At 72.7% G+C, this 12,072-nt stretch carries 10 protein-coding genes, 1 tRNA gene and 2 pseudogenes; 7 read left to right on the top strand and 6 right to left on the bottom strand.

Annotated features, from left to right (window positions below):
* The first annotated feature begins 25 nt into the window (after positions 1–25).
* The 3 genes from B7C62_32885 (at position 26) to B7C62_32875 (ending at position 5,892) form a co-directional block, all read left to right on the top strand.
* Positions 26–250 (top strand): MbtH family protein, encoded by a 225-nt coding sequence (locus tag B7C62_32885; GenBank protein ID ARF76550.1) that lies wholly within the window; start codon positions 26–28, stop codon positions 248–250.
* Positions 251–343: 93 nt separating this feature from the next.
* Positions 344–5,026 (top strand): hypothetical protein, encoded by a 4,683-nt coding sequence (locus B7C62_32880; GenBank protein ARF76549.1) that lies wholly within the window; start codon positions 344–346, stop codon positions 5,024–5,026.
* The gene (locus tag B7C62_32875; protein ID ARF76548.1) at positions 5,023–5,892 is read left to right on the top strand and encodes a hypothetical protein; all 870 of its coding nucleotides are present in this window, start codon (positions 5,023–5,025) and stop codon (positions 5,890–5,892) included. The genes B7C62_32880 and B7C62_32875 overlap by 4 nt, the downstream gene beginning before the upstream one ends.
* A gap of 533 nt (positions 5,893–6,425) precedes the next feature.
* Here B7C62_32875 and B7C62_32870 read toward each other — a convergent pair.
* Positions 6,426–6,695, bottom strand: a pseudogene (locus B7C62_32870) (IS5/IS1182 family transposase).
* On the opposite strand from B7C62_32870, the pseudogene B7C62_32865 reads away from it, so the two are divergent.
* Positions 6,666–6,842, top strand: a pseudogene (locus B7C62_32865) (integrase). The pseudogenes B7C62_32870 and B7C62_32865 sit on opposite strands and share 30 nt — an antisense overlap.
* A gap of 134 nt (positions 6,843–6,976) precedes the next feature.
* Here the strand turns inward: B7C62_32865 and B7C62_32860 are convergent.
* Positions 6,977–7,050 (bottom strand) — tRNA-Pro (locus B7C62_32860).
* 127 nt (positions 7,051–7,177) lie between these two features.
* On the opposite strand from B7C62_32860, the gene B7C62_32855 reads away from it, so the two are divergent.
* The gene (locus tag B7C62_32855) at positions 7,178–7,888 is read left to right on the top strand and encodes a transketolase (GenBank protein ID ARF76547.1); all 711 of its coding nucleotides are present in this window, start codon (positions 7,178–7,180) and stop codon (positions 7,886–7,888) included.
* 66 nt (positions 7,889–7,954) lie between these two features.
* Positions 7,955–8,857, top strand: coding sequence for a transketolase (locus B7C62_32850; protein ID ARF76546.1), 903 nt, complete (start codon positions 7,955–7,957; stop codon positions 8,855–8,857).
* 169 nt (positions 8,858–9,026) lie between these two features.
* On the opposite strand, the gene B7C62_32845 is transcribed toward B7C62_32850, so the two are convergent.
* Complete coding sequence (locus tag B7C62_32845) at positions 9,027–9,410, bottom strand: hypothetical protein (protein ID ARF76545.1); 384 nt, start codon at positions 9,408–9,410, stop codon at positions 9,027–9,029.
* Positions 9,411–9,667: 257 nt separating this feature from the next.
* On the opposite strand from B7C62_32845, the gene B7C62_32840 reads away from it, so the two are divergent.
* Positions 9,668–10,444 carry a TetR family transcriptional regulator gene (locus tag B7C62_32840; protein ID ARF76544.1) on the top strand — a complete coding sequence of 259 codons (777 nt, stop codon included), beginning with the start codon at positions 9,668–9,670 and terminating at the stop codon, positions 10,442–10,444.
* A gap of 74 nt (positions 10,445–10,518) precedes the next feature.
* On the opposite strand, the gene B7C62_32835 is transcribed toward B7C62_32840, so the two are convergent.
* From B7C62_32835 to B7C62_32825, 3 genes are read right to left on the bottom strand one after another with little or no spacing between them, the layout of a single operon-like run.
* Positions 10,519–11,103 (bottom strand): histidine kinase, encoded by a 585-nt coding sequence (locus tag B7C62_32835; GenBank protein ID ARF76543.1) that lies wholly within the window; start codon positions 11,101–11,103, stop codon positions 10,519–10,521.
* Positions 11,100–11,723 (bottom strand): ATP-binding protein, encoded by a 624-nt coding sequence (locus tag B7C62_32830; GenBank protein ARF76542.1) that lies wholly within the window; start codon positions 11,721–11,723, stop codon positions 11,100–11,102. The genes B7C62_32835 and B7C62_32830 overlap by 4 nt, the downstream gene beginning before the upstream one ends.
* Positions 11,701–12,072 carry a multi-component regulatory system-3 gene (locus B7C62_32825; GenBank protein ID ARF76541.1) on the bottom strand — a complete coding sequence of 124 codons (372 nt, stop codon included), beginning with the start codon at positions 12,070–12,072 and terminating at the stop codon, positions 11,701–11,703. Before B7C62_32825 ends, B7C62_32830 begins: the two co-directional genes overlap by 23 nt.

Below are 12,072 nucleotides of genomic sequence, written 5' to 3'. Positions count from 1 at the left end.
TCCCCACAGAGAACGGAGTCATCCCATGAGCACCAACCCCTTCGACGACGACAACGGCCGCTTCCACGCGGTGGTCAACGACGAGGACCAGTACGCCCTGTGGCCCGCCTTCCGGGAGATCCCCCCGGGCTGGCGGTCCGTCTACGGCGAGGCCACCCGGCCGGAGGTCCTGGAGTTCATCGAGAACACCTGGACCGACATGCGCCCCCGCAGCCTGCGGGAAGCCATGGCCGCCGACAGCGCGGGGTGACACGCCGGGAGGGGGCGGCGGGTGCCGCCCCCTCCCCCACCCCCGCCCGAAGACGACGACCCACCTCCCCCAGCGAACGACGAGGAACCCGCGGTGTCCTTCACCGGCAGGCACGACATAGCCGACATCCTGGCGCTCGGCCCACTCCAGCAAGGGCTGTACTCACTCAACCGCCTCCACCACGACCACCCCGACACCGACGGGCCGGAAGCCGGGCCCGAGGCCGACGGCTACGCCATCGCCGTCCTGACCGACTTCCACGGACCGCTGGACACCGAGCGGTTGCACCGCGCGCTGCGCACGGTGCTCACCCGCCACCCTCAGCTGATGGCCACCTTCCGTGACAAGGATCTGCCCCACCCTGTACAGCTCGTGCCCGCGGCCGTCGAAGTGCCCTGGAGCGTCTCCAGGATGACGCCCGAGGAGTTCGACGCCCATGTCGAGACCGAACGCGAGGCCCCGTTCGACCTGACCGCCGGACCGCCGCTGCGCGTCACCCTCGCCCGGCTCGGGCCCGGGCACCACCGGCTGCTCTGCGTCTTCCACCACATCGTGATCGACGGGTGGTCGGTCCCCGTCTTCTGGGACGAACTCGCCGCGGCCTACTCCGAGGACAGCCGCGAGCCGGTCGAGCCCCATCCCGCCTACCGCGAGTACATCGGCTGGCTGCGCCGTCAGGACGGCGCGGACTCACTCGCCGAGTGGGCGCGGACCCTGAGCGGAGTGGACGAGCCGACCGTCGTGGCCGCCCGCTCCCGGGTGGACGGCGAGCCGCACCGGGCGGCCCTCACCATGCGGTCCCTCCAGGGGCCGCCCCTGGAAGCGCTGCTGTCCCGGGTGCGCGCGGCCAACCTCACCGTCAACACCGTCGCCCAGGCCGCCTGGGCCGTCCTGCTCAACCGGCTGACGGGGCGTGAGGACGTCGTGTTCGGCGTCACCGTCTCCGGTCGGCCCGAGGAAGTACCGCAGATCGAGTCCGCCATCGGCCTGTTCATCAACACCATCCCCGCCCGCGTCACCCTCGACCCCGGCGAACCGCTGATCGAGCTGTGCCGGCGCATCCAGCGCGATGCCGCCCGGCAACGGTCCCACGGCTACACCGGACTCAGCGAGATCCAGCGCGCGAACGGCCGCGGCAACCTCTTCGACACGCTGATGATCTTCCACAACACACCCAAGGGAGCTGCCCGCGACACCCTGGGGCTCGGTGGCGGGGTGACCATGTCGCCGGTCTCGATGGACAGTTACACGCACTACCCGCTGACCGTCGTGCCCTTCCTCCTGGACGACCGGCTCTATGTCAACGTCGACCACATCGACGCCCTCCTCGGCGGACTCGACCCGGGCCGGCTGGCCGAACGCTTCCTCCAGACCGTGCAGGACATCGCCGCCGACCTCTCCCGCACCCACCGGGACCTGACCGTCCTCCTCCCCGGGGAGCGCGCCGAGCTGGCCCTCCTGGCCGACGGCCCCCGCCTCCCGGCCTCCCCCCAAGGACGTGAAGGGGACCCGGCCCCCGGAGCGCCCCGGGAGGCGGACCACGGGGTGCACCGGGAGTTCGAGCGGGCCGCCGCCCGGCACCCGGACCGGGTCGCCGTCCGCGACCGCCGGTCCGAGGTCCGGTACGGCGAACTCGACCGCTGGTCCAACACCCTGGCCCGGCGACTGCGCGCCCTCGGCGTCGGTCCCGAGACCCGGGTCGCGGTCGCACTGCCGCGCACCCGGGACTATCCGGCCGCGCTCCTCGCCGTACTCAAGGCCGGCGGCACGCTGGTCCCGCTCGACCTGGCCGCGCCCACCGACCGCAACGCCACCATCGCACGCCTGGCCCACGCCCGGTTGCTGATCGCCCTGCCCGGGCAGCAGGACTGGTGGACCGGCCCGCGCTGCGCCCCCGGCACCCCCCGTGACGCCGACGTTCCCGGCGCTGACGCGCCACTCCCCGGCCACACCCACCCAGACCAGGCCGTTCACGTCGTCTTCACCTCGGGGAGCACCGGCGAACCCAAGGGCGTGGTGGCCACCCACCAGGGGCTGGCCACCCTGCTGTACGCCCACCGGGCCGAGATCTACGGCCCGGTCACCGCGGGGACCACGGAGCCGCTGCGGGTCGGGCACTCCTGGTCCTTCGCCTTCGACGCCGCCTGGCAGCCGCAGCTGGCCCTGCTCAGCGGACACACCCTGGAGCTCTTCGACGAGGAGGACCAGCACGACCCGGCACGGCTGGTCCGCGGCATCCGCGAGCGCGGAGTGGACATGCTGGACACCTCACCGTCGATGCTGGCCCGGTTGACCGAGGCCGGGCTGATCGAGGAGGGCCGGTGCCCGCTGCGCATCCTGGCGCTCGGCGGGGAGGAGATCTCCCGCGCCACCTGGGACACGCTCGCCACGCTGCGGGACACCCGCGTCCACAACTTCTACGGCCCCACCGAGATCACCGTCGAAGCCGTCAACGCCCGCGTACGGGCGGGGGAGGAACCCTCCATCGGCAGGCCGGCCCCGGGGTCCCGCGCGCTGGTCCTGGGGCCCGACCTCCACCCCGTACCCCTGGGGACCCGGGGCGAGCTGTATCTGGGCGGACTCCAGGTGGCACGCTGCTACGAGTCCCGCCCCGCGCTGACCGCCGAGCGCTTCGTCCCCGATCCGGAGACCGGGGAGCGTCTGTACCGCACCGGGGACGTGGTCCGCCGTGACGCTGCCGGCCGGCTGATCTTCCTGGGGCGCGCGGACGAGCAGGTCAAGATCCGCGGCTACCGGGTGGAACTCGCCGAGGTGGTGGCCGCGCTCGAGGCGAGCGACGATGTGGCCAAGGCCGTCGTCGTCCCGTTCGCGAGCGGGCAGGGGAAGGCCCTGGCCGCGTACGTGGTCGCCTCCCGCGCACTCCGGGAGGCGGGGCGGCCCCTGGACCCGGTGGCACTCCGCGACGAACTGGCGGGGCGGGTACCGGCCTACCTGATCCCGGCACGCGTCACAGTGCTGGACCGTATCCCGCTGACGGTCAACGGCAAGACCGACCTGAGGGCGCTGCCCAGGCCCACCGGGGACCAGGCGCCCGGCGGCACCGGCCGACCTCCCCGTACCGCCACCGAGCAGACCGTCCACCGGGTGGCACGGGACCTTCTGGAGGCCCGGGACCTCGGCTGCGAGGAGGATCTCTTCCATCACGGCCTGGACAGCATCTCCACCATCTCCCTCGTCGGCGAGCTGCGCCGGGCGGGGCTGCCCTGCACTCCGCGCCAGGTGATGGTGCACCGCACCGTCGCCCAGCTCGCCCGGGTCATCGACGCCACCCCGGCCCCGGCCCGGACCCTTCGGCCGGCCGTCAGCGACGAGGCCGTCGACGAGGTGGCCACCCCGGTCCTGGACTGGCTGCACGGGCTGGGCGACTACCGCCGCTTCGCGCTCTCGCAGCTGGTCACCGTGGCGCCGGGACTCGGACTGGACCGGGCCGAGGGGCTGCTCGACGCGGTGCGCCGGGCGCACCCCCAGCTGTCGGCCCGCACGGTGAACGGGCCGGACGGCCGCTTGCGGCTGGTGAACCGCGCGCCCGGGGCCGGGCCGGACGGCAGGCCGCCGACGATGCTCACCGAGGAGTCCCACGAGGAACTGACGCCTCCCGTGGTGCTCGCCGCGGCGCGGCGCACCTGGGACCGGCTGGACCCGGCGGACGGCGCCATGCTGGCGGGCGTGCTGCTGCGGGAGACCCGCACGGGGCGGACCCTGCTGTTCCTGGCTGTCCACCACGCCGCGGCGGACCTCGTCTCCTGGCAGATCATCCTGGCGGACCTGGCCGCCGCCGACGCCAGCACGTGCGGCGGCGGTGAGACCGTCGTGCCCGACGTTCCGCCGGAGCACACCTCCATGGCGGCCTGGTCCCGAGGGCTGGCCCGCCGTGCCCGAGGTCCGGAGCCGCGCCGGCAGGAACAGTACTGGCAGGGTGTCCGGAAGGCGGTTGCCGGGGCGCCCCGGCTCGGACCGGCGGCCCCCTGGCCCCCTGTCGGCACACGGGGTTCGCTGCGCTCCCACCGGGTCCGCGCGGACCCGGACTCGACAGCGGTCCTGCTGCGGCACCTGGCCGCCGCTCCCGAGGCGGCGCTCCTCGCGGCCACGGCTCTGGCGGAGGCGACCTGGCGGGCCGCCCACTCCGCCGTTGCCGACAGCGGTGGCGGTCTGGCTCTGGTCCGGGAGGGCCATGGCCGTCGCGACGAGCTGATCGAGCCGTATCTGGAGGCGCCGGACGGCACTCCGGTGGACACCTCGCGCACGGTCGGCTGGTTCAACGTGCTCCATCCGCTGGTGATCGACCGCGCCGCGCGGCGCACCACTCTGGAGGAGGCCGAGCGCGACACGTCGAAGGCCCTGCGGCTGCTGTCCTCCGTACGCGAGGAGCTGGCCGCCGTACCCCACGGCGGCTTCGACCACTCGCCGGAACCGGCGGCCGACGGCGCCGGGCCGGACATCCTCTTCAGCTATCTGGGCCGTATCGACCGCACGGCCCCGGACAGCGCGGCGAGGCGCCCGTGGACCGCGGTCGCCGATGAGGCGCTGGTCCGGGAGTTCCCCGAGGACAGCGAACCCGGGCTCCGGCAGGCGTTCGCCCTGGAGCTCATCACAGCAGTGCATCCGGGCTCTGAGGGACCGGAGTTCGAGGCGGCCTGGCGCCACGACCCCGAGGTCGTGGCAACCGCCGACATCAAGGAGCTGGCCCAGTACTGGGTGCGGGCCCTGGCCGTCCTGGCCCGGGCCTCCCAGCGGCAGGAAGGGAACGAGGCATGAGCGGAACCATCGACGCGGGCGGGATCACCCTCGCCTACGAGGAGACCGGCAGTGGCGAGCCGGTCGTCCTGGTCATGGGTGCCGGCTCCCCCGGCAGGGTGTGGCGTCCGTACCAGGTGCCGGCGTTGGCCGCGGCCGGCTTCCGGGTGATCACGTTCGACAACCGGGGGGTGGGCGGCAGCTCGGAGTGCCCCGAGGGGTTCACCCTCGCCGATCTCACCGACGACCTCGCCGCCGTCATCGAGCAGGTCGCAGGCGGTACCGCGCACGTGGTCGGCACCTCCCTCGGCGCCCGAATGGCCCAGCGGTTGGCCATGACCCGGCCGGAACTGGTCGACCGGCTCGCTCTGCTGGCGACCAGAGGGCGGACCGACGCCGCTCTGACCACCTTCGCGCACGCCCAGATCGCGGTCCAGCAGCAGGGCCTGGAACTGCCCACGGAGGTGTCCGTGGCGCTCAGCGCACTTGCCAACCTCTCCCCTGCGAGCCTGCGCGACGAGGTCGCAGCCGAGGACTGGCTCGGCATACTGAGCATGGCGCCCCCCATACCGTCGGCAGGAGTACGACGACAGTTCGAGGCCGCGCTGACCCACTTCCCCGACAGCGTCTCCGAACTGGGCTGGATCACCGCTCCCACCCTGGTCATCGCCTTCGCCGACGACCGGCTCTCTCCGCCGCACCTCGGCGTCGAGGTCGCCGGGGCCATACCGCAGGCCCGCTGCCAAGTTGTCGCGGATGCCGGGCACTTCGGCTACCTGGAGCGCCCCGAGGAGGTCAACGACCTGCTGGTGGACTTTCTCACCGACCACTCCCTCGGCCGTTCGTGGGGACGACGTCACAAGGCTGCGGGGACCACCGGGCCGTGAGCCGCGCGGGGCCGCCGGCCCTCGTCGACCGGTTCGCGCGGCCCCCGCCTGTCTCGTCCGGGGCCTCCAGCACTACTGCCCGGAGATCCGCGGCCTCCTACCGGGCCCACGCCCGGGGGCCCGGCCCCACCCCGCTCACGGTTCCCCAGCACCGCGGTCAGGCTTGTCGCGTACGCCGGATGCCCCTCACGACGGCTTCGACGTACGCGATGCACTCCCCAGGCTGCGCCTGCAGAATCGGGGAGGGACACCGGGCAGCCGCCCCGATGCCTCACCACGTGCAGGTGATGGATGGTCAGGAACGTGGCAACAGGTCGGCGCCCCCTACCACCGCAGGGCGGTTCCGGGCGCCGCGGGGTCGAGAGGACCGTGTCCTGGCTGGCCGGCTGCCGCCAGGTCCACCGGCGCTACAAGGCCGAACTCTCCCTCGCCTTCGTCGGGATTGCTGCCCTGCGTATCTGCTTCCGTCGGCTGACTACCTGAGTCCCGACGTGGACGGTGTGGTGAGCTGGTCCCCGTCAGGGCCCCGACGGGACCCCCAGCAGCAGACCGAGGGTGTCGACCACGGCGTGCCGCTTGCGGCCGTTGATCAGTTTGCCGCCGTCGAATCCGCGGCCGTTGTGGTGGACTACGGCGTCCGCCTCGACGGACTGGGAATCGATCCCGCCCGCGCTCGGCTCCGGGTCCCGCCCGGCCTGCTCGCGGACCGTGCGGCCGAGCCGGTCGTGGAACTCGCGGACCAGACCGTGGACGCGCCAGCGTCGGAAGAAGGCGCCGGGGTCCCCGTACACGTGCTCCGCAGGATCGCCGGCCACGGTTCACTCACCACCACCCAGCGCTACCTGCACCCGGACATCCGCAAGATCACGGCTGCCAGGGCGGCGCTCTCCGCCCACTTCAGCGCGCTGCGCGCACCACGCTCACTGCCGGGCCCCGTCGTCATGACCCGCTGCCCCGGTCAGGGACGGCGGACCTCCAGCTGGTCCCGACCGGTTCCTCCCTGGTCCCCACCTGGTCCCCGAAAACGCTCCAGGGCCGGTTTCGGATTGCTCCGAAACCGGCCCTGATCTACGACTGTCTCCAGTCGGGACGACAGGATTTGAACCTGCGACCCCTTGACCCCCAGTCAAGTGCGCTACCAAGCTGCGCCACGTCCCGATGCCCGCCTGACCTGGGGTTTCCCCCTGGCCGAACGCGCATGAGAACAATACCGCACTCGAGCAGGTGGTCACGAACCCCTTTCCCGCTTGACCTCAACCTTGGTTGATGTTGAACGCTCGGTGTCATGACGAACACGACCGCCGCCCCACCGCGCGGCCTCCCCGGCTTCGACGGCCTCGACCGCCTGATCACCCTCATGACCGGCGCGGAAAAGCACGCCCCCGCCGCGCATTCCACGACGGACGCGCTGTGGGTGCTGTACAGCAGGGTCCTGCGCGTGACACCGGAAACAGTCCGTGATCCCGGGCGGGACCGCTTCCTCCTCTCCAAGGGGCACGGCCCCATGGCGTACTACGCCGTCCTCGCGGCCCACGGGTTCTTCGACGAGGAGGTGCTGAGCGGCTTCGGAACGTACGCATCGCCGCTCGGCCACCACCCGGACCGGCTGCTCGTCCCGGGCGCGGAGATCGGCAGCGGGTCGCTGGGGCACGGGCTGCCGCTGGCCGTCGGGACCGTCCTCGGGCTGCGGGCCCAGGGGCTCACCGACCCCCGGGTGTGGGTGCTGATGGGCGACGCCGAGCTGGACGAGGGCAGCAACCACGAGGCCATCGCCCACGCAGGCCCGGCCGGTCTCGAACAGCTGCACACGCTGGTGATCGACAACGCCTCCGCCACCCACGGCTGGCCCGGCGGTATCGCCTCCCGGTTCGAGGCCGCCGGCTGGTCGACGGCCACGGTGGACGGCCGCGACCACGAGGCCCTGTACGCGGCGTTCACCGCGCCCCACCCGGGCCGACCCCGGGCCGTGGTCGCCCGGGTCGAGCCCAAGGGCTGACGCCCACCGCCCCGAACCGCAGCTCAGGCCGGTCCAGGACCGGCGGATTCCCCGGAGGACCCCTTCATGGACACCATGCGTGACCGCTTCATCGCCACCGCCTCACAGCTGCTGGACGAGCAGCCCCGGCTGGCCGTCGTGCTCGCCGATATCAGCGCCGACGGCTTCGCCCCGGCCCGGCGGGCCCATCCGGACCGGGTGATCAACGTCGGCATCAGGGAGCAGCTGCTGATCGGCGCCGGAGCGGGAATGGCGCTGACAGGAATGCGGCCGATCGTGCACACCTTCGCGAGCTTCCTGGTGGAGCGGCCGTTCGAGCAGGTCAAGCTGGACTTCGGGCACCAGGGGGTGGGCGGCGTCCTGGTCAGCGCCGGGGGCTCGTACGACTGGCCCGCCGGGGGCTTCACCCATATGGCGCCGGGCGATGTCGCGCTCCTGGACACCCTCGACGGCTGGACGGTCCATGTACCGGGCCATCCGGACGAGGCCGAGGCGCTGCTGCGGGAAGCGGTGGACGGCGACGACCGTGTGTACGTACGCCTCTCGCTCCAGGAGAACCGGACGGCCCGGGCGGTGGGCGGTGGCGCCGGGTTCCCCGTGGTGCGCGAGGGGCGGGGCGGGACCGTGGTCGCGGTCGGCCCGATGCTCGACAACGTCCTCGCCGCCACCGAGGGGCTGGACGTGAACGTGCTGTACGCGACGACCGTGCGGCCGTTCGACGCGGCGGGCCTGCGCCGGGCCGTGGGTGCGGGGCCGGGCGCCGATGTGGTGATCGTGGAGCCCTATCTGGCGGGCACCTCGACCACTGCGGCGAACGAGGCCCTGGCGGAGGTGCCCCACCGGGTCCTCGGCCTGGGGGTGGGCCGCGCCGAGCTGCGCAGGTACGGCGGGATGGACGAGCATCTGGTGGCACACGGGCTCGACCCGCGCGGCCTGCGGGAGCGGATCACCGGGTTTCTGCGGACCTGATCCGCCGGTGGCCCAAGGGGCCGATCCGGCTGTGGTCCAAGGGTCCGGTCCGGCTGTGGTCCAAGGGTCCGATCCGCCGGTGGTCCGCGGACCTGATCCGCCCGCCGGTGGTCCACGGGCGCGGATCGGCGGTCCCGGTCGCCCTCCTCCCCGTACTCACCAGGAACCCTCACCCTCCCTCCGGCAGCTCCAGCTCCGGATGCGCCGCCAGCAGTCGGCGCGGGGCGACCTGGCGCCAGGCGTCGGTGAGGATGGCGGCGAGCTCCCCGGCGTCCTCCAGGGCGGCCAGCCGGACCCGCATCCAGGCGTAGTGGTCGTCGTGCCCCTCCTTCAGGAAGAACTTCTCGGGCTCGGTGGCGATCAGCTCCGCCCGGTCCTCCTTGGGGCACTTCACCCCCATGGCCGTGTCGTCGTCGCCCAGGGAGGCGAAGATCTTGCCCGCCACCCGGAAGGTGGGCTGCCCCCATGCGAGCTTCTCGGCGGTGTCGGGCAGGGACAGCGCGGCCGAGCGCACGTCGGCGGCGGTGACGGGGGCGTGTTTCCTGGTGGTCATCCCGGTACTCCGATCCGGTGGGCCCGGCGGCCATGGCCGGGATTCGACCGTAACGCCCGGCACTGACATCCACCCCCGGCAGCCACCGCCGACATTCACCGCCGACATCCACCGCCGAACCGGAGCGGATGCCCCCGGAAGATCAGTTCCCTCTCATCGCTTCAGTTAAAGGCCGAAAACCTCACGATGAACCATCGCAATAACGCTTGTGAGAATCTGTAACAGGGGTCAGCTCGGCCGGCGAAAGGGGTGCCGCGATGGAACGGGCCCAGCAGGGACCGCGCGCCCGGTACCGGGAGCAGACCCGCGCGGAGATCAAGGGTGTGGCGCTGCGGCAGCTCGCGGAGGGCGGCGGCGCCCTCGCGCTGACCCGGATCGCCAAGGAGATGGGCCTGTCCGGCCCCGCCCTCTACCGCTACTTCGCCAACCGGGACGATCTGCTCAACGCCCTCATCAGGGACGCGTACGACGATGCCGCCACCGCGATGGCACGGGCGGCGGCCCGCTCGGCGAGAGGGTCGCGGGGCGTCCGCGCGCGGCTGCACGACCTGGCCGAGGCGTACCGCGCCTGGGCGGTCGCCGAACCCCACCGGTATCTGCTGATCCAGGGCGCCCCGGTGCCCGGCCATGTCGCCCCGGCCGGCACCCTGGAGCGGGCCCGTGCGGTGCTGGGCCCGTTCCTGCCGCTCTTCGCCACCGGGAGCCCCGGCGCGGCGGTGGCCGCCACGGTGGACGAGATGGCGGCCTGGCTGGCGGCGGAGGAGTCGGTGGGGGCGTGGGTCGCGCGGTACGCCCCGGAAGCCACGGCGGCCCCGAGGACCGCTGACGCCGCTGACGTCCCGGCCCCCGAAGCCACGGCGGCCGGGCCGGACCGGGCCGCCTCGGCGCTGGCGGGCGCGGTGCTGGCCTGGGCCCAGCTGCACGGTTCGGTGAGCCTGGAGGTGGCCGGGCAGTTCGCCGGGATGGCGCACCGGGGCTCGACGCTGCTGGGCGCCCAGATGGAGCTGCTGGCGGACGCGTTCGGACTGGAGTGAGCCGGAGCGAGCCGGAGTGAGCCGGAGTGAGGCCGTCCGGCCTCACTCCGGTCCGTACATCCCCGGGAAGCGGGTCAGGGGTGGCGATAACCCTCCCGGTGGTCGATCTGCCGGACGAGTTCCTGGGCGAGGGACTTGATGGTGTCCAGTCCCGCACGGCCCCAGGGGCGCGGCACGGTGTCGACCGCGCAGACGGTCCCGAGGGCGATGCCCGTACGGTCGATGAGCGGAGCGCCGAGATAGGAGCGGACGCCTATGTCGTCGACCACCGGATTTCCGGCGAACCGGGGATAGTCGCAGACGTCCTCCAGGACGAGGGCCTTGCGCCGCACGACGACGTGCGGGCAGTAGCCGTGGTCGCGGGCCATGTACCGGGCGCCGCGGGGACCGCCCGCCGCGACGGCCCCGAGCTCCTGGCCGCCCCGGTTCCCGGCCGGGGTGTGCAGTCCCGCGAAGAACTGCCGGTTCTCGTCGATGAAGTTGACCATCGAGAAGGGTGAGGCGGTCACCTCGGCCACCTTGTCGGCGAAGGCGTCGAAGTCGTCGAACGAGGCGTCGGGGCGTTCACCGAGATCCAGCCTCCGCAGCCGCTCCGCGCGGGCCGGGCCGTCCCGGTCGGCGGGGGTCAGCAGCATCCGGCCGGTGGCGAAGGACGTCACTGGTGGGCTCCGAAGGCATGGAGCGGTGCGGGCGCCGAGGTGGCGTTGATCAGATGTTGTACGAGGGTGACGAGCGCCCCCGTACTGGAGCTGGCGATCCGGGCGTCGCACAGGACCACGGGCACCTCGGGTCCGAGGTCGAGCGCGGCCCGGATCTCGTCGGGTTCGTAGCGGTAGGCGCCGTCGAACTCGTTGACCGCGACGATGAAACCGATGCCCCGCCGCTCGAAGAAGTCCACGGCCGCGAAGCACTCCGCCAGCCGCCGGGTGTCGGCGAGCACCACGGCTCCGAGGGCGCCCTGGGAGAGCTCGTCCCACATGAACCAGAACCGCTCCTGGCCCGGTGTCCCGAACAGGTACAGGACGTGCTGTTCGGAGAGCGTGATGCGGCCGAAGTCCATGGCGACGGTGGTGGACGTCTTGGATTCGACGCCCTCCAGGTTGTCGGTGCCCACGCTGACCTGGGTGAGCAGTTCCTCGGTGCTCAGCGGGGCGATTTCGCTGACCGCGCCCACGAAGGTCGTCTTGCCGACGCCGAATCCGCCCGCGACCAGGACCTTGAGGGCCACGGGGAAGAACTCGGTGGTTCCGGTGCGGTCAGAGCTGTCGTCGTAAACCATCGAGCACTGCCTCCAGCAGGGATCGGTCGGTGGGTGTGTCGTGGAAAGCCGGGGCGTGCGCGGTGACCGCCCCGCAGTCGACCAGGTCGGAGAGGAGGACCTTGGTGACGACCGCGGGCAGCTTGAGGTGTGCGGCGATCTCGGCGACGGACATGGGCCCGTCGCACAGCCCGAGGGCCACGGTGTGTTCGGGGCCGAGGTGGATGTCGGGTTCGATGCCCGTGGCCATGACCAGGGAGAGCAGGTCGAATCCGGTGGACGGCCGGGTGCGGCCGTTGCTGACGGTGTACGGGCGGATCAGCCGGCCGGCCGCGTCGTCGAGCAGGGGCCCGTCCTGCGGGGCCGGCAT

The sequence above is a fragment of the Kitasatospora albolonga genome, from assembly GCA_002082585.1.
GTDB classification, from domain to species: Bacteria; Actinomycetota; Actinomycetes; order Streptomycetales; family Streptomycetaceae; genus Streptomyces; species Streptomyces stephensoniae.
Note: the sequence above shows the minus strand (reverse complement) of the source record. Positions and strands in the feature narration are given on the sequence as shown.

Bases quoted from the DNA above. Each gene is read 5' to 3' on its own strand.
- B7C62_32855 (ARF76547.1), top strand. From the start codon at position 7,178: ATGACGAACACGACCGCCGCCCCACCGCGCGGCCTCCCCGGCTTCGAC.
- B7C62_32875 (ARF76548.1), top strand. From the start codon at position 5,023: ATGAGCGGAACCATCGACGCGGGCGGGATCACCCTCGCCTACGAGGAG.
- B7C62_32840 (ARF76544.1), top strand. From the start codon at position 9,668: ATGGAACGGGCCCAGCAGGGACCGCGCGCCCGGTACCGGGAGCAGACC.
- B7C62_32845 (ARF76545.1), bottom strand. From the start codon at position 9,410: ATGACCACCAGGAAACACGCCCCCGTCACCGCCGCCGACGTGCGCTCG.
- B7C62_32850 (ARF76546.1), top strand. From the start codon at position 7,955: ATGGACACCATGCGTGACCGCTTCATCGCCACCGCCTCACAGCTGCTG.
- B7C62_32825 (ARF76541.1), bottom strand. From the start codon at position 12,072: ATGCCGGCCCCGCAGGACGGGCCCCTGCTCGACGACGCGGCCGGCCGG.
- B7C62_32830 (ARF76542.1), bottom strand. From the start codon at position 11,723: ATGGTTTACGACGACAGCTCTGACCGCACCGGAACCACCGAGTTCTTC.
- B7C62_32885 (ARF76550.1), top strand. From the start codon at position 26: ATGAGCACCAACCCCTTCGACGACGACAACGGCCGCTTCCACGCGGTG.